Below are 15,545 nucleotides of genomic sequence, written 5' to 3' on the forward strand. Positions count from 1 at the left end.
TCTGTCGGGGCTAAGCTCTTAATCAAGTCTTTCAGGAGAAATTCCAGGTTTCGTATTTGGCGTTGACACCACTCTAAACTACATTAACAGTGCTTACCGCTCTTTCTTGAGCCTGGGAGTCAATCGTTTGGCTTTGCTCCATGAAACCCCCTGTCTTAATTTTATTTAAAGCAGCCATATCTAAATTTTGCAATTACTAACTACTGCGCTATTGAGTGAGGATTAAGCAAGGAATATCAAGTGGAGATTACCTCTTGATTAGTTAGTCCACAGGTTAGTAAGCGCAGACCGTATTCAATGCCTTCCACCACAGCTTGGTAGGACGCTTCTAAGATGTTGCCCGAGACCCCCACCGTAGTCCAACGGCGATCGCCATTGCTGGATTCCACTAGCACACGGGTTTTGGCTGATGTGCCGGCCCCCCCATCTAAAATCCTTACCTTGTAATCGGTGAGGTGAAAATCGGCAATTTGGGGATAAAAACGGGTCAAGGCTTTACGCAGAGCTTGGTCCAGGGCTGACACAGGGCCATTGCCTTCCGCCACTTCCAGGATATTTTGCCCATTGACAGTTACTTTCACCGTGGCTAAAGCATTACGGTAAGCGGGGTTTTCCGCTGGGGTGAGCAGGTCACAGTGTACCTGGAAGCCTTGCACTAAAAATAGGGGTTGGCGATCGCCCATGGCCTGGCGCATCAGCAGTTCAAAGCTGGCCTCCGCTGCTTCAAATTGGTAACCTTGCTGTTCTAGATCTTTTAGGGTTTCTAAAATGGCCCGGCAGGCGGGATCTTGACGGTCTAAGGCAATGCCGAATAACTCTGCTTTAGACAAAACATTGCTCAGCCCGGCCTGTTCTGACACCACAATACGTCGCTCGTTACCAACCACATCCGGGGCAATATGCTCATAGGTGAAGGGATTACGTTGCACTGCGGAGACATGGATTCCCCCTTTATGGGCAAAGGCCGATCGCCCCACAAAAGGAGCATGGTCATCGGGGGCTAGGTTAACCATTTCACTGATCAAACGACTGGTGCTGGTGAGATGGGCTAGCTGTTCCGGTTTGATGCAATCGTAATCGAGTTTGAGTTGCAAATTAGGAATCAGAGTGCAGAGATTAGCGTTACCACAGCGTTCTCCGTAGCCATTGATGGTGCCCTGGACCATGGTAGCTCCGGCCTCCACCGCCAGGAGGGAATTGGCCACCGCCGTACCGCTGTCATTGTGGGCATGGATACCCAGTTGGGGTTGATGTTCAGATCGACCGTCCAACCCTAAACCCTGAAGGACTTTAATGGTAATTTCGCTAATTTGCCCCGGTAAAGTGCCCCCATTGGTGTCGCACATCACTAGCCATTCCGCCCCGGCCTGCTGGGCAGTGGCCAAGGTGGCCAAGGCGTAATCAGGATTAGCTCGATAGCCATCAAACCAGTGTTCGGCATCGTAAATTACCCGCCGCCCTTGACTGCGTAGATAGGCGATCGTGTCACTGATCATGGCCAAATTTTCCGCCAAGCTAGTTTGCAATCCCTCCAGCACATGCAGATCCCAGGACTTACCAAAAATGGTTACCCAGCGAGTTCCGGCAGAGAGAATTGCCTGGAGCATTTTGTCTGTTTCTACTGCTTTATGGGGCCGGCGAGTAGAACAAAAAGCCACAATTTCCGCCTGCTCCAAGGGCTCTTCCTGTAACTGCCAAAAAAATTGCACATCCTTAGGATTAGCCCCAGGCCAACCCCCTTCAATAAAGGGAATACCCAACTGGTCGAGGCGACGGGCAATGGTTAATTTATCGGTCAAGGACAAAGAAATTCCTTCTCGCTGGGCCCCATCTCGGAGGATGGTGTCGTAGAGCCAAAGGGGATTGTTGCTAACAGTCATGGCAAATGGGGGAAAAGAAAATAGACACCGAGCCTATCTGTCTTCATTTTAGGTCGGTTTTTCGACGCCATACGATCGCCCGAAAAAACTCTCAACATTCACTTGTCGCCATTAAGTTGGGCCATTTTTTCTAGACCTAGTAACAGAGCTGCCAAACTGCCCGCCACCCTAATTTGTCCAGAAAAAATCTGCTCCCGCACGACGGCGATCGGCATTAACACCACTTCAATTTCTTCTGTTACATCCCAGGCCTTTTTGCCTGTGGGAGTCACATCGGGAGCAAGAAAAAGATGGAGACGGGATTGATCTTTCACGGGATTGTCATAAATGCACTCCAAATTGAGCAAACTGGCAATCTGGTAACCGGTTTCTTCCTCCAGTTCCCGACGAATGGCGGCGGTGGGACTTTCCTGGTCGGGGAAAAAGTTACCGGCGGGTAATTCCAGCAAAATCTCCTGCACCCCATGGCGATACTGCCGCACAAAAATAATTTCCTGTTGAGGAGTTACGGCCAAAACCATGACAATTTCCGGTCGCACATTAACAAAATAGTCATCAATCAAAGTCCCATCGGGCAATTGCACTGCATCCTGACGTACCCGACACCAGGGATTATCTAGCACCATCCGACTTTGGCAAATACGCCATTTTTGCAAATTACTGGGGGGAAGATGCCACATGGCTTTGGACTATTGCACCGGCAAAAATCTGGAGTCTAGTCAATCTTAAGCTCGAACGCCATGCTTAACCAAAGGTAAGGCAGAAAAACAGTCCTTTGACGATTGCAGTAAAGTCAACGCATTTAGTGGCAGAGCAGGAACAAGAGGATTATTTTTACCAGAGCAGGGTGTCCGTTGGAAAAGGCAAAGTTAGTTCTGCTGCAGGTATATCTCATTGGCGGTGTCAAATCCTAATAACTTAACCCAGGAGGGAGTGAATTAGGGTGCACGCTATCATCTTTTGTCTTCAGGGCGATCGCCTAACAGGACTGAAATTTATCACAATGGGCAGAAAACTGACAAAAACGAAAACAGGGAAGCCGGAGCCTCCCTGAAAATTTATGAGAAAAGAGTTGTTAGACCGCTAGATTGGCCTAGGGCAAGTCTTAGTAGTCGAAGTCACCACCGGGAGCACCAGCGGGGGCCTTTTCTTTTTCAGGCTTGTCGACAACGATACATTCGGTAGTCAAGACCATGCCAGCGATGGAAGCGGCATTTTGCAGAGCAGAACGGGTCACCTTAGCAGGGTCAACGATGCCAGCGGCCAGCATGTCCACATACTCCAGGGTAGCGGCATTGTAACCGACGTTGAATTCCTTCTCTTTCACCCGTTCGGAGACTACCGCACCGTTTTGACCGGCGTTTTCGGCAATCCGTTTGAGGGGAGCAGGCAGGGCCCGGGCCACAATCAAGGCGCCGGTTAACTCTTCGTCCTTGAGGTTCCCGCTGGCCCAGTCTTCCAATTGGGGAGCCAAGTGGGCCAGGGTGGTACCACCTCCGGGAACAATACCTTCTTCCACAGCGGCTTTGGTGGCGTTGATGGCATCTTCTAGACGGAGTTTGCGGTCTTTCATTTCGGTTTCCGTAGCGGCACCAACTTTGATTACCGCTACACCACCGGCCAATTTAGCCAAGCGCTCCTGGAGTTTCTCTTTGTCGTAGCTAGAATCAGTTTCGTCAATTTGACGACGGATTTGCTCACAACGGGACTTAACGGCGGCTTCATTACCTTCGGCAACGATGGTGGTGTTGTCTTTGGTGATGTTGATGCGACGGGCAGAACCGAGGCTATCCACAGTGGCGCTTTCCAGTTTCAGGCCAGCATCTTCGCTGATTACTTGACCGCCGGTGAGGGTGGCAATGTCTTCCAGCATTTGTTTGCGGCGATCGCCAAAGCCGGGAGCTTTTACAGCGGCCACGTTCAACACACCCCGGAGACGGTTCACCACCAGGGTAGCTAAAGCTTCTTTTTCAATGTCTTCGGCGATGATCAACAGGGGCTTACCTTGGCGGGCCACTTGTTCAAGGATGGGTACCAAGTCCTGCACCAAGTTGATTTTTTTGTCGGTGATCAAAATGCGGGGATCTTCAAGAACCGCTTCCATCCGTTCCGCGTCGGTGACGAAGTAGGGGGAAATATAACCCTTATCGAAGCGCATCCCTTCGGTGATTTCCAACTCGGTGGTCATGGACTTGCCTTCTTCCAGGGAAATAACCCCTTCTTGGCCTACTTTATCCATGGCATTGGCAATCATTTGGCCAACTTCTTCATCGTTACCGGCGGAAATGGCTCCTACCTGGGCGATCGCCTTGGAATCTCCCACGGGCTGGGCGTGCTCTTTGATCCGAGCAACAAGAAATTCGGTGGCTTTATCAATACCCCGCTTGAGGGAAATGGGGTTAGCACCGGCGGCCACATTCCGTAAACCTTCTTTGACAATGGCGTGGGCCAAAACCGTGGCGGTGGTGGTACCGTCTCCAGCCACATCGTTAGTTTTAGAGGCGGCCTGGCGAATCAAGGAAACCCCGGTGTTTTCCACGTGGTCTTCCAGTTCAATCTCTTTGGCGATCGTGATACCGTCGTTGATAATTTGGGGAGAACCAAATTTTTTCTCTAAAACAACGTTACGACCTTTGGGGCCGAGGGTAACGGCAACGGATTCTGCCAGAATGTCCATACCTCGCTCGAGGGCGCGGCGAGCTTCGTCGTTGTAGATGATGGATTTAGCCATAAAAGTAAAACCTCGTGGGCAGATTAATGGGATAGATGAATGGGTAAAAATCCTGAAAGCCTTAGCAAAGGTCAGGATCGGTAAAAATTAATAGACCTAGGCAACGGAGGCCAAAATATCTTTTTCAGTTAACAGAACATAGTCGTCGCCACCAAGCTTAATGTCGGTGCCGGCATATTTGGAATAAAGGACTTTATCACCAACTTTGACTTCCACAGGGGAGTAGGTGCCGTCGTCGTTGCGTTTGCCGGGGCCCACTTGCACCACTTCACCAATTTGGGGTTTTTCTTTCGCATTATCGGGCAACAAAATACCCCCAGCGGTTTTCTCTTCAGCGGGGCTTACTTTCACAAACACCCGATCGCCAAGGGGTTTCACAGTAGAAACATTAATGGTAATAGCGGCCATAGAAGTCATCCTCCAGATGATAGTCTTGCACGGTCAGTAGGGATTTTGGAGGGGGGCTTAGCACTCCCACCTCACGAGTGCTAATTTAGCTAAATTGATCGACCCAGTGCAACACCCCAGTGAGTGTGGTTTCCCGAACTGAGGAGAAAAAATTGAGTTCTAGTTAGAGTCAAGATTGTCGCGGGGCGATCATTGATGTGGGCCAGGGCTGTTACTTCTTCGACCGAACTCTTCCTAATGCATACCATATATGTATGGGCTTTGAGTATGATCCCCAAAAGGCCAAAACTAATCAGCAAAAGCATGGCGTTTCCTTTGCAGAAGCTGAAATGGTCTTTTTTGATCCTCTTGCTATTCACGATCTCGATCCTGACTCCGTCATAGAAGAACGTTTTATTGCAGTAGGAATGGGAAACACTGGCTCTATCTTCGTTGTTGTTTATACTTTGCGAGGGGCAATTATTCGCCTAATTTCAGCCCGACGTGCCACGAAACAGGAGACAAAAACTTATGAGACAGGAATATGATTTTTCCGGAGGAAAACGGGGGGCTATGATCCCATCTCAGGGAAAAACCCGCATTACGATTTATCTGGATAATGACGTTCTAGACCATTTCCGGGCAGAAGCAGAGGCAAAAGGAATGGGTTATCAAACATTGATCAATCAGGTGTTAAAGCAATCCATTCAATCCCCTTCGGAACAATCAATCACAGAAACAGATTTGAGACGTATTCTCCGCGAAGAATTGTCAGAAACACGCTAATCGGCGGAAATATCCCAGTTAATCGTCCCCCGACAGAAAATATTTCAATCAGGATGGTGAAAGCTCTTCCGGAAAGCGGACAATGTCATCATCCCCCAGGTATTCGCCGTTTTGTACCTCAATCATCACCAAGTCAATCACCCCGGGATTTTCCACCCGATGGGGGGTATTCATCGGCACATAGGTGGACTCCTTTTGGTTTAATAATTTCTCTTCGCCGTTACAAGTCACCTTGGCCGTACCCGACACCACCACCCAATGTTCACTACGGTGGTAATGCATCTGGGTACTCATATGTTGCCCCGGTTTGACCACAATACGGTTAATGCGATAGCGGGGGCCCTCTTCCAACATGGTGACCATGCCCCAGGGAGGAGTACGGGTCGTTTCGGGATGGGGCATGGGGGCCGGACTTGGGGCTTCAGGGGAATCATTCATGGTGGACAACATCAAGCCAAACGGTGAAAAAGACCACGGACTTGCCTCAATTTTAAACTGCCACGGAATTTGCCGAGCAATCAAACAAACAACAAAAAAGCCCCGATCACCAAGGTCAGAGCTTTTAGATATTTGGGGTAGGAATTGAAGCAACGATCAAAAGATCGAAAACAGCTGCAACAAAATTCCCGCTTAGTGATTACTGGGCCAAACGGCTAGTCTCATAGCCCCAAGTGGGAAAAGAATCAGCACCACTGCTGGCGGGGGCATCGTTGGATTCCTGACTGCGGCCGGCCAGGGAGCTTACCTTCACACAGTTGGGGGTAAACAGAAAAATGCTCTCACCAATCCGTTCTTGGTGGCCATCCATGGCAAAAGTACCACCGGCAACAAAATCCACCGCCCGTTGGGCCTCATCGGGGTCCATCACATTCAGATTTAACACTACCGACTTCCGTTCCCGTAGGGTTTGAATCACCTGGGGCATTTCATCGAAGGAATGGGGTTCGACGACGACCACCTCTGCCACACTGTTGTTGATGCCGGGCATACCAATCACGTTATTTCTTACTCCTGTACCAATAGGGGTGTCATTATTTAAGCTTAAAGGTTCCCGACTAATGCGGGGGAGAGGGGCAACTTCTTCTGCGGGCGGTGGGGCAGTGGTCACCGCTTGGGGCAACTCCATTTCTTCATCGTAATCTTCTTCGTACTCATCATGTTCACTGATGCCGACGAAGTCTTTTAACTTGGTCAAAATCATAGTTTACCGTCCGTATTTCCTGGGTAAAGTGAAAGGGGTTAATGGGATGAACCAGCCTCGTAACCAAGACTAGGAAAGATATTGACCTAGGCCATGGCAAACGGCATCAACCGCAGATATGCTTGGCAGATTGGGCTGCTCATCGGGTCAGGGAGGAAAGGAGCGGCAACTCAGTGGCGAGGAGCTACTAAGATCGGGCCCTTTCTTTTTCAGTCAATAAATGACCGAATTCTAGTTTTCCTACCCCTGTCGTGACAATTTACCAAAATGTTCCTAACTTTTGTAGGTTTTTGCCGATATTTTACCGAGAATTTTTTGATTTTCCCCTGACAGAGGCCGAACCAGTAACCAAGGGCAGAAATCTAGGCAATGGGCAAAGATACCTTTAATTACTAGCATGAACTGGGCAAAAAATTAGCGTAAAAAGAGACGATAAACTGGATTATCACTCTCATCCCAATGACGGTAGCCTAGATTAGCTAAAAATTGTTGCCACTGTTCCGTTTCTGCTGGGGGAACCTGCATACCAACGATAATTCTGCCATAGTCAGCCCCATGGTTGCGGTAATGGAACAAACTAATATTCCAGGCAGGATTCATACAACCCAAAAATTTCATTAATGCCCCCGGCCGCTCAGGAAATTCAAATCGGTACAGTAATTCCCGCTGGTTCTCCGATTGGGTCACCTGGGGAGGGCGGCCTCCCACCATATGACGTAGGTGGAGTTTCGTCAGCTCATCATCGGTTAAATCCAGGGTTTTAAAGCCTTGACGGGTGAAGTTGGCGGCCAACTGGGAAGCATCACCACGATTTTGCACCTGAATGCCGACAAAAATATGGGCATCAGGGCCCTCCGCAATGCGGTAACTAAATTCAGTAATGTTATGCTTGCCTAACCCTTCACAAAATTTTCTCAAACTGCCCCTTTGTTCGGGGATAGTCACGGCAAAAATAGCCTCCCGCTGTTCCCCATATTCGGCCCGTTCCGCCACAAATCTTAATCGGTCAAAGTTCATGTTGGCCCCACAGGCGATCGCCACTAGGGTCTGTTGCTGACAGTTTTCCCTTTGCACATATTGTTTGAGTCCCGCAATGGCCAAGGCTCCGGCCGGCTCCAAAATCGAGCGGGTATCTTCAAAACAATCTTTAATGGCCGCACAGGTGTCATCGGTATCTACCACCAAAATTTCATCCACATACTGCTGACAAAGGGGAAAAGTTAGGTCTCCCACTTCCCGCACCGCCACACCATCGGCAAAAAGCCCCACTTGGTCTAGCTTGATCCGTTTCCCCGCCGCCAGGGATTGGCGCATGGCATCGGCATCCTTGGGCTCCACACCAATAATTTTAATTTCTGGATAGAGCCGTTTAACATAGGCCGCCACCCCAGCAATCAGTCCCCCGCCGCCGATCGCCACAAAAATTGCATCAATGGGCTGTTGATACTGACGTAAGATTTCCATGCCAATGGTGCCCTGGCCAGCAATCACATCGGGATCATTAAAGGGATGGATAAAAGTTAGCCCCTTTTCCTGCTCCAACTGCCGCGCGTGGCCATAGGCATCGTCATAGGTTTCCCCATACAGTACTACGACTCCCCCTCTGGCTTTAACCGCTTCTACTTTCACCTGGGGAGTGGTTTCCGGCATCACAATAATGGCTCTGGTGCCCAACTTGGAAGCCCCTAGGGCCACCCCCTGGGCATGGTTACCCGCCGAAGCTGCAATTACTCCTTTTTCTAATAATTCCGGGGATAACTGGGCCATTTTGTTATAGGCACCCCGCAACTTAAAGGAAAATACTGGCTGTAGGTCTTCCCGTTTAAAGTAAACCCGATTACCCAGCCGCTTGGATAAATTGGCAGCAAAATCCAACGGAGATTCGATCGCCACATCATAAACCCGGGCCTTAAGAATTCTTTCGAGGTAATCGGTGGTCATGGAAAAGGAGAGCAAAAACGGTAGTGGTTAAAATCACCCTTTCCAGTTTCCCATTCTTTGGCAGAGGCTTGTACCAAGCTAAGTCCCAGGAATTTTCCCTGATTCCTAGTTGGTTAATTCAATTGTTGTTTTAAATCCGCTAGAGCTGCCCAACGGCGATCAAAGCCATTGTCTGGGCTGTTATTAGGTACCTGGGGGGCTTGGCAATCTTTCCCACACAAGTTTTTCAGGGGCAGAGCCAAATTAAATTGTTCGTATAACCAGGTTTCCACATCAAAGTGGCCATCGGGAGGCAACACTTCCGACAAATCATCCCAACTCAGTTCCCGTTCCGAGGCTAAGGGCGCATTCTCCCCTTGGTTATCCAACCAGAGTATTTCCTTGGTATCCAATGCCAAGCGTTGGTTATAGCTTTGGGCACAGCGGTCACAGTGGAGGGTAACAATTGTTTCCGCCTCAGCTATCACTTCCAAAAAGGTTCCCCCATGGCGCACCGTCACCGTCCCCCGCACTGGGGTTAAGGTTGTTAAGTCGGCGATCGCCTGGTCAACGGACAAGACCTGGGTAGACCGGGGCTGCTTGAGCAGATGGGGGAGATAAATGGGCTGTATGACCATGGCAAAAATCGGCAAATATTATCAGCCAACAACACAACAATAGCCTAGGAAGACCTCTGGCATTTCAAGAACTGAGGGTATCCTTTTCTTCCACCACTTCAGCTTGCAGTTTTTCCCGTTCTTCTGGGGTCATATTGGCCCAACGGAGTTCGATCATTTTATCTTCATACTCTTTAATTTGTTGGTGGTAGGTCATGTCGTGGGTAAATACCCTAGTGACATAGGAAAGCAACCAAATCAGTAGGCCCCCCACCAGCACCGCTTGGGTCCAAATGCCCGCTTGCTGAGCTTTGATGCCAAAGCCCTGTAATCCAGCGTAAACCACTCCGCCCAGGAGGAAAAAACCCAGGGCAATGGCCAAAGCATCAATGCGTCGCATGGTGTTTCTCCCTGGAATGACAAATGGTGAAAACGAACAAAAAACAAGGGGGCAACCGGGTTTGGAGCATGGCCGCCCCAGTTACAATTTCAATAAAGGCAAAATTTAGGCAGTTTGAGTCCGGCGGCGGGGACGCAAATTCAGCACTGGACTGAGTACCAATAGCCCAGGGAAGAAGAGAAACACCAGAAAATACATGGCTAGTCTTTCAATGGAACTAGCTACGTACCAACGCTTTTGCAGGTACCAGTACAATAAAGCGGGAAAAACTAATAGATAAGCTAGGCTTAAGCCTAAGTAAATTATCGCCAATAAACCGGTTTCGGAAAGTAGCAAACCTAATAAATCTTCCATAATCCTGGCTGGGGGTTAAGGTCCGGGGGCAACAGCCCAGTGAAATTGTGAACTAATCTTCCCTGTTAAAGAAAGGGACTCCCTACCCAGAGAACTGCTTGCTATTCTGAAGAATAATCAGTTCTACATTCTGGCGATCAGCGGAAAATCCTCGTTCCGAAGGGCGAACCACGGCTACAAAAAATACCTTGTATTTGTTTAGCTTGGTTTTTGCTATTTGTTACCGTGTTAACTCCGATACTGTATCAAAAATCTAAGCTAGGGCGCAAGGCGCATCTGCCACCAGGCTGTTGACCCTAGTCCGCCAGGGAGAAAAGGGAATCCCTCACCCATATTTTGGTCAATGGTTCCACCCATACTTAACGTCTTCTTTGCCTATTGTCCCATTGTTTTTTCAGGTCAAACCAGAACTTTTTTAGCCTCAAATCGAGGGAAAAACCCCGCCGACTACTCAATACCACTGTGCCGGCAACACGGTCATGGAACGCTTGGCCAAGGCCATCCTCGGCGATCGCCCAGATTAAATCGCCAAACAGGGGCGCCACCAATAATAAAAAACTTACCCCATTGGCAAAGTTAATATTTAAGCCCACCATGGCTAGGTAAGAAGCGGCGCCTAAAATGCCTTCCCGCTGGCTCAACTCCAAAATGCCTGGCAAACGCTTCATTTTCAGGTGCACCACCCTGGTGTCAAAGGCCCAGCCCCCCAAACTTTGCCCCTGGTTAGCAGACACCAAAATTACCCTTAGGGCAAACCAACCGGCGATAAAAATTAGTAGCTGTACCCAACCCACAGCCAGACTGCTAAATAACCAAATCACGACAAAATCCAACAGGTAGCCATAGCCTCGCCGTTCCAATGGGGCCAGGGGTAAGCGGCGATCGCGGCGCTGGTCGTCGTCATACATAATCAAGCTTTGCTCAGGGGGCAAGGGATAATCTTTAATGGAACCACTGGCCATTGCCGTCTATTTTGCCATTTTGTTGGGGCACCGCTGCATGCCAGACCCTGGGGCTTGTCATCGGCAATGATTAGACAATCTTATCGTCAAACCCCAGGAAGATTAATTCTTTCCATCTTTGCTCTCCCAGTCCTTAAAACTCCCTTAATCCCTGGAATTCTAGCCTTTTCTTGATTTTGTAATTGCCAGGCCGACGGGCAAAAATACTCTGGGGGCAAACATAAGTGAAGATTATCTAATTAAGACCTAGCCATTTCATTGCTAATGCTTCCTTGTCAATTCAAGATTTTCCCGTAGTATCAGAACAGTTAAGTTTTCTGAAGTAGCTCGATCTGGATATAGTTGTCCCGATGGAGGCTTCATGAGGCAATCTCTCTACTGTTTTTTTGAGAAGAGGAAACATCTATGGCATCCTATACCGTTAAATTAATCACCCCCGATGGTGAAAGTTCCATCGAATGTTCTGACGATACCTATATCCTCGATGCTGCGGAAGAAGCTGGTCTAGACCTGCCCTATTCCTGCCGTGCTGGGGCTTGCTCCACCTGTGCCGGTAAGATCACCTCCGGTAGTGTTGACCAATCCGATCAGTCTTTCTTGGATGATGACCAGATTGAAGCTGGTTATGTTTTGACCTGTGTGGCTTATCCCACCTCTGATTGCACCATTGAAACCCACAAAGAAGAAGACCTCTACTAAGGGTAAGGATGCTGGCCATGGGCTAGTGAGTTTGATAGTTTCATAATTGTCCACGGCAGGGTTTAAGCCCTGCTTTTTTGTCGTCCACTGGCAAACTCCAGTACGGCTTGGGCGGCCCGTTCACAAACCCCCGGTTCCCCGAGGGCTTCTCTGAGGGCTTGGTAATCCTGGGCAATGGTGGCTCGCCGATCGCCGTTCAGCAGTAATTCCAAGCCGGCCTGGGCAATGTTGCTGGCGGTGGCCTGTTCCTGCAGTAGTTCCGGCATAATGCCCCGGTTGAGCACAATGTTGGTGGGGGACACAAAGGGCAGGTCAAATTTAAAAATTCGTCTGGCGATCGCCATGGTCAGGGGGCTGACTCGATAAAGAATAACCTGGGGCACATTTAATAGAGCAATTTCCAAATTCACCGTTCCTGACTTGGTGATGGCCAGATCGGCACAGGCGATCGCCGTTAGGGTTTCCCTGCCGTCCAAAAGTTGCACTGTGAGATTGAATTCCTTCAGGGTTTCTTCGATCTGGGCCTGATAATCCTTGAGGGAAACGGGCAAAAGCAGTTTTACATCTGGCAGTTGACTCTGCAATTGCTGGGCGGCGCCACAAATAGGCGGTAATAAGTAGCGCAGTTCCTGAATACGGGAAGCGGGCAGGAGGGTAATCACTGTTTGGTTTTGGTCAATGCCCAACTTTTTACGGGCTACCTCTCGACTGGGAGCTTCCTTAGTAATGCGGTCTAACAATGGATGTCCCACCCAGGTGACGTCTAAACCCTGATTACGAAAAAATTCTGCCTCCCCCGGAAAAATGGCCAACAGGCGATCGGTTACGGCCATGATTTGAGTCGTTTCCCTTTTTGTGGGAGACCAAACCCAGGCCTGGGGAGCGATATAGTACAAAATTGGCAAATTAGGGTAGGTTTTCCGCAAATAATTGGCGATGGTTAAATTGGGACCCATGTAGTCAATTAAGACCAACAAATCAATTGGATTGGTTTTGAGATAACTTTTAACCTTTTGTTGAATGCGCCAGGTGGGAATAATAAACCGCAGGGATTCGGTCAATCCCACAGAACCGATCGCCGCCGTATTAGCCAGCAACTTCATACCCGCCGCCGCCATTTTTTCTCCCCCCAAACCCACCAGTTCCAGTTCTAAATTCTCCTCCTGGGCCTGTTGCCTTAGCGCTGTGACCAACAGGGACCCCTGGAGATCTCCAGAAACCTCTCCCGTGCTAATAAAAATTCTCATAGAAATGATGGGCGCTAATTGGGTTGTTTAATGCCCACCACACTGGCATTGAAGTTATAGTTTTTTCCCTCTAGTTCCAGTACTGTACCAATTTTTACCTTTTGTCCCCCCAGTACCATGCCCGTGGAGGTAACATCCCCTCTGCCCTTGAGGGTGAGGAGCATATCCCGACTGTAGTTAGATTCTGGTCGAGGATCCGGCAAAGATTTCACTGAGCCATCGGGTTGGGGTATCGCCAGATTACGGGGTAGTTCCTGGACATTGACCACTTCTACCTGCCCTGCGGGTTGATTGCGGATAATGATGCTGGTTTTCTCCGCTTTAAACTCATTCAGCACCACCTGGGGGTCCAATACGTTTAGCCCCCGGACAATGGCGGTTAATTCGATAGATGCAGCGTTAGCTTGGGCAAGAATACTTTTCCCCGAACTACCCGGCAAAACGAAAATGCCCACGGCTACCATGAGGATGATCAGAGCGGCCCCCAGATCCAACAGGCTGATAATGCCGAAAATTCTGCCACGGGAATCGATGAGCTTCATGGGAAAATTGCTAACTCTAGACTGGGGAGGAAATCAACAAGAAAAAATCCCCGCAATTCTAACATGGAGAAAGGGGACAAACTTTGCCAGGCTTGTTGAAAAAATCTATTGTCGGAGGGAGCTACCCTGGGCCGTAAACCGTTACCATCGATAGAACAAAACTTAACATAGCAGTAAAAATTTTTAACGTATGACAATGGCTTGGTTAATGGGGTTGGGTTTAGCCCTGGCTTCGGTGCTGTGGGTGGAACTGGTGCGGGACTGCTACCATGCCTTGGCCCATGTATGGTCGCCGCTTTATCGTCTCCATGGCTGGCACCACCGGGTATTCCGCTCTGATTTATCGGTGGTGAGCACGGAAATTTATCAAAAGGCTCACTGGTACAATGATGTGCCGGAAGCATTAGTAATGTTAGCTTTTGGCATTTGGCCGCCCTTGTTAACCTGGATGTGGCAGAGTTTTGACCATTGGCCCCTAATCTTGGCTGCCAGCGCTGGGCAGATTTACACTTTGGGATTTTTGCTGTCGGCGATCGCCAGGGGAATGGGACTACCCAATGCCGATGAGATTACGGATTTAACCCACCGCCCAGGGCCATTTTTAGCGCCGCCGGCCCCTTGGATGGTGAACCGCACCTACCATTGGCGCCACCATTTTGATGATCCCAATGCTTACTTCTGTGGAACCCTAACCCTGGTGGATAAAATGTTGGGCACCGCTTTGTCCCTCAAAGGCAAAAAAATTGCAGTTACCGGGGCTTCCGGTGGTTTTGGCCAGGCTCTTTTGCAGGAACTCCATCAACAGGGTGCTAAGGCGATCGCCCTTACCTCCTCTGGCCAAGAAGTCAGCATCACCGCGACAGGTAAAACCATTCCCATTAGAACTGAACAATGGTGCATCGGCCAGGAAGATCGACTCCAGGATTTGCTAGGGGAAATTGACATTTTGGTCATTAACCATGGAGTAAACGTCCACCAGCGGCGGGATGGCCAGGCAATTGAGCAAGCCTACGAAGTTAATACTTTTTCTGCCCTGCGCCTAATGGAATTATTCCTAGCCACGGTAAAAACTAATCGACACATTGCCACCAAAGAAATTTGGGTGAATACCTCCGAGGCGGAAGTTAATCCAGCGTTTAGCCCTTTGTACGAACTGAGTAAGCGAGCGTTAGGGGATTTGGTTACCTTGAAGCGATTGGATTCCCCCTGCGTGATTCGTAAACTGATCCTGGGGCCGTTCAAAAGCAAACTCAATCCGGTGGGCATTATGAGTGCCTCCTGGGTGGCTCGGCAAGTGGTGAAGGGGGTAAAGCGGGACAGCCGCAATATTATTGTCACCATCAACCCAATCACGTTCATTGCCTTTCCCATCAAAGAATTTTTTGTCTCCCTTTATTTCCGTTGCTTTAGCAAAAAGTCCTAAACTACTTTTGCCGAGACCCATAGCTGAGTAGTAGCAAAAAAAATGCTGTTCCCAAAAGATATTTCAGGCCATCGGGAATCCAGGGAGCAGGGGAAATAAACCCTTCAATGATGCCTGCAATAATTAGCAGGGGCACAATGCCAAATACCAATTGAGCCGCGGCGATCGCCTTTTGTTTGAGGGCGTAACCCCGACGGTAGGGCCCTGGCCACAATAACCCCTTGGCAATGAGTAAGCCCGCCGCCCCCGCCAGAAAAATTGCCGGTAATTCCAATGAGCCATGGGGAAAGACAAAACCCCAAAAGGGAATGGCCAAATTATGTTGGGCCACCAATGCCCCCACCGCCCCCAGCAGTAGACCGTTATAAAACAGGGCATAAATGGTCCATATTCCCA

General features: G+C 49.4%; 18 protein-coding genes. 4 read left to right on the plus strand and 14 right to left on the minus strand.

The genetic code is table 11. The features are described 5' to 3' along the window. Positions 1-236: 236 nt before the first annotated feature. From cimA to groES, 4 genes are all read right to left on the minus strand, one after another. Positions 237-1,880 carry a citramalate synthase gene (gene cimA / locus IQ217_RS10450; RefSeq protein WP_194019893.1) on the minus strand — a complete coding sequence of 548 codons (1,644 nt, stop codon included), beginning with the start codon at positions 1,878-1,880 and terminating at the stop codon, positions 237-239. 98 nt (positions 1,881-1,978) lie between these two features. After that, entirely contained in the window at positions 1,979-2,560 is a 582-nt protein-coding gene (locus tag IQ217_RS10455; protein ID WP_194019894.1) for an NUDIX hydrolase, read from the minus strand. Positions 2,561-2,985: 425 nt separating this feature from the next. Continuing rightward, positions 2,986-4,611, minus strand: coding sequence for a chaperonin GroEL (gene groL / locus IQ217_RS10460; protein WP_194019895.1), 1,626 nt, complete (start codon positions 4,609-4,611; stop codon positions 2,986-2,988). Positions 4,612-4,707: 96 nt separating this feature from the next. Next, a complete protein-coding gene (gene groES / locus IQ217_RS10465) occupies positions 4,708-5,019 on the minus strand; it encodes a co-chaperone GroES (protein WP_190597507.1) in 312 nt (103 codons plus the stop codon). Positions 5,020-5,273: 254 nt separating this feature from the next. Between groES and IQ217_RS10470 the strand changes: the two genes are divergently transcribed. Both IQ217_RS10470 and IQ217_RS10475 read left to right on the plus strand, forming a co-directional pair. Continuing rightward, complete coding sequence (locus IQ217_RS10470; protein ID WP_194019896.1) at positions 5,274-5,546, plus strand: BrnT family toxin; 273 nt, start codon at positions 5,274-5,276, stop codon at positions 5,544-5,546. A gap of 25 nt (positions 5,547-5,571) precedes the next feature. Beyond that, positions 5,572-5,784 (plus strand): BrnA antitoxin family protein, encoded by a 213-nt coding sequence (locus IQ217_RS10475; protein WP_255512794.1) that lies wholly within the window; start codon positions 5,572-5,574, stop codon positions 5,782-5,784. Positions 5,785-5,832: 48 nt separating this feature from the next. On the opposite strand, the gene IQ217_RS10480 is transcribed toward IQ217_RS10475, so the two are convergent. The 7 genes from IQ217_RS10480 to IQ217_RS10510 form a co-directional block, all read right to left on the minus strand. After that, positions 5,833-6,222, minus strand: a complete 390-nt coding sequence (locus IQ217_RS10480) for a phosphomannose isomerase type II C-terminal cupin domain (RefSeq protein ID WP_190597503.1) — start codon at positions 6,220-6,222, stop codon at positions 5,833-5,835. Positions 6,223-6,421: 199 nt separating this feature from the next. Further along, positions 6,422-6,985: a cell division protein SepF gene (locus tag IQ217_RS10485; protein ID WP_190597501.1), complete on the minus strand. Its 564-nt coding sequence runs from the start codon at positions 6,983-6,985 to the stop codon at positions 6,422-6,424. Positions 6,986-7,399: 414 nt separating this feature from the next. Continuing rightward, positions 7,400-8,926 carry a threonine ammonia-lyase, biosynthetic gene (ilvA, locus tag IQ217_RS10490; RefSeq protein WP_190597499.1) on the minus strand — a complete coding sequence of 509 codons (1,527 nt, stop codon included), beginning with the start codon at positions 8,924-8,926 and terminating at the stop codon, positions 7,400-7,402. 113 nt (positions 8,927-9,039) lie between these two features. Then, positions 9,040-9,543 carry a YceD family protein gene (locus tag IQ217_RS10495; RefSeq protein WP_194019897.1) on the minus strand — a complete coding sequence of 168 codons (504 nt, stop codon included), beginning with the start codon at positions 9,541-9,543 and terminating at the stop codon, positions 9,040-9,042. A gap of 64 nt (positions 9,544-9,607) precedes the next feature. After that, complete coding sequence (locus IQ217_RS10500; RefSeq protein ID WP_194019898.1) at positions 9,608-9,922, minus strand: DUF3007 family protein; 315 nt, start codon at positions 9,920-9,922, stop codon at positions 9,608-9,610. A gap of 105 nt (positions 9,923-10,027) precedes the next feature. Further along, on the minus strand, positions 10,028-10,276 hold the full coding sequence (gene ndhL, locus IQ217_RS10505; RefSeq protein WP_190597493.1) for an NAD(P)H-quinone oxidoreductase subunit L: 249 nt from the start codon (positions 10,274-10,276) through the stop codon (positions 10,028-10,030). Positions 10,277-10,635: 359 nt separating this feature from the next. Further along, positions 10,636-11,238 carry an RDD family protein gene (locus IQ217_RS10510; protein WP_228024297.1) on the minus strand — a complete coding sequence of 201 codons (603 nt, stop codon included), beginning with the start codon at positions 11,236-11,238 and terminating at the stop codon, positions 10,636-10,638. Between the two features lie 405 nt (positions 11,239-11,643). Here IQ217_RS10510 and petF1 point away from each other — a divergent pair, with 405 nt between their 5' ends. Continuing rightward, positions 11,644-11,937, plus strand: a complete 294-nt coding sequence (gene petF1, locus IQ217_RS10515; RefSeq protein ID WP_190597489.1) for a ferredoxin PetF1 — start codon at positions 11,644-11,646, stop codon at positions 11,935-11,937. Between the two features lie 62 nt (positions 11,938-11,999). Here the strand turns inward: petF1 and lpxB are convergent, their stop codons facing one another. Together lpxB and IQ217_RS10525 are read right to left on the minus strand one after the other, a co-directional pair. Next, positions 12,000-13,184: a lipid-A-disaccharide synthase gene (gene lpxB / locus IQ217_RS10520; protein ID WP_194019899.1), complete on the minus strand. Its 1,185-nt coding sequence runs from the start codon at positions 13,182-13,184 to the stop codon at positions 12,000-12,002. A 14-nt stretch (positions 13,185-13,198) separates the two neighbouring features. Next, on the minus strand, positions 13,199-13,726 hold the full coding sequence (locus tag IQ217_RS10525) for a DUF4330 domain-containing protein (RefSeq protein WP_194019900.1): 528 nt from the start codon (positions 13,724-13,726) through the stop codon (positions 13,199-13,201). Positions 13,727-13,916: 190 nt separating this feature from the next. Here IQ217_RS10525 and IQ217_RS10530 point away from each other — a divergent pair, with 190 nt between their 5' ends. Next, positions 13,917-15,149, plus strand: coding sequence for a bifunctional sterol desaturase/short chain dehydrogenase (locus IQ217_RS10530; RefSeq protein WP_194019901.1), 1,233 nt, complete (start codon positions 13,917-13,919; stop codon positions 15,147-15,149). 1 nt (position 15,150) lies between these two features. Here IQ217_RS10530 and IQ217_RS10535 read toward each other — a convergent pair. After that, on the minus strand, positions 15,151-15,545 hold a 395-nt coding region (locus IQ217_RS10535; RefSeq protein WP_194019902.1), incomplete at its 5' end, for a stage II sporulation protein M.

The organism is Synechocystis salina LEGE 00031, assembly GCF_015207985.1.
GTDB lineage: Bacteria > Cyanobacteriota > Cyanobacteriia > Cyanobacteriales > Microcystaceae > Synechocystis > Synechocystis salina.

What these genes read in the sequence shown, in the direction of transcription:
- ilvA (WP_190597499.1), bottom strand. Translation starts at nt 8,926, where the DNA reads ATGACCACCGATTACCTCGAAAGAATTCTTAAGGCCCGGGTTTATGAT.
- IQ217_RS10480 (WP_190597503.1), bottom strand. Translation starts at nt 6,222, where the DNA reads ATGAATGATTCCCCTGAAGCCCCAAGTCCGGCCCCCATGCCCCATCCC.
- IQ217_RS10495 (WP_194019897.1), bottom strand. Translation starts at nt 9,543, where the DNA reads ATGGTCATACAGCCCATTTATCTCCCCCATCTGCTCAAGCAGCCCCGG.
- IQ217_RS10525 (WP_194019900.1), bottom strand. Translation starts at nt 13,726, where the DNA reads ATGAAGCTCATCGATTCCCGTGGCAGAATTTTCGGCATTATCAGCCTG.
- IQ217_RS10500 (WP_194019898.1), bottom strand. Translation starts at nt 9,922, where the DNA reads ATGCGACGCATTGATGCTTTGGCCATTGCCCTGGGTTTTTTCCTCCTG.
- lpxB (WP_194019899.1), bottom strand. Translation starts at nt 13,184, where the DNA reads ATGAGAATTTTTATTAGCACGGGAGAGGTTTCTGGAGATCTCCAGGGG.
- ndhL (WP_190597493.1), bottom strand. Translation starts at nt 10,276, where the DNA reads ATGGAAGATTTATTAGGTTTGCTACTTTCCGAAACCGGTTTATTGGCG.
- IQ217_RS10455 (WP_194019894.1), bottom strand. Translation starts at nt 2,560, where the DNA reads ATGTGGCATCTTCCCCCCAGTAATTTGCAAAAATGGCGTATTTGCCAA.
- IQ217_RS10510 (WP_228024297.1), bottom strand. Translation starts at nt 11,238, where the DNA reads ATGGCCAGTGGTTCCATTAAAGATTATCCCTTGCCCCCTGAGCAAAGC.
- groES (WP_190597507.1), bottom strand. Translation starts at nt 5,019, where the DNA reads ATGGCCGCTATTACCATTAATGTTTCTACTGTGAAACCCCTTGGCGAT.
- IQ217_RS10530 (WP_194019901.1), top strand. Translation starts at nt 13,917, where the DNA reads ATGACAATGGCTTGGTTAATGGGGTTGGGTTTAGCCCTGGCTTCGGTG.
- IQ217_RS10475 (WP_255512794.1), top strand. Translation starts at nt 5,572, where the DNA reads ATGATCCCATCTCAGGGAAAAACCCGCATTACGATTTATCTGGATAAT.
- cimA (WP_194019893.1), bottom strand. Translation starts at nt 1,880, where the DNA reads ATGACTGTTAGCAACAATCCCCTTTGGCTCTACGACACCATCCTCCGA.
- petF1 (WP_190597489.1), top strand. Translation starts at nt 11,644, where the DNA reads ATGGCATCCTATACCGTTAAATTAATCACCCCCGATGGTGAAAGTTCC.
- IQ217_RS10485 (WP_190597501.1), bottom strand. Translation starts at nt 6,985, where the DNA reads ATGATTTTGACCAAGTTAAAAGACTTCGTCGGCATCAGTGAACATGAT.
- IQ217_RS10470 (WP_194019896.1), top strand. Translation starts at nt 5,274, where the DNA reads ATGGGCTTTGAGTATGATCCCCAAAAGGCCAAAACTAATCAGCAAAAG.
- groL (WP_194019895.1), bottom strand. Translation starts at nt 4,611, where the DNA reads ATGGCTAAATCCATCATCTACAACGACGAAGCTCGCCGCGCCCTCGAG.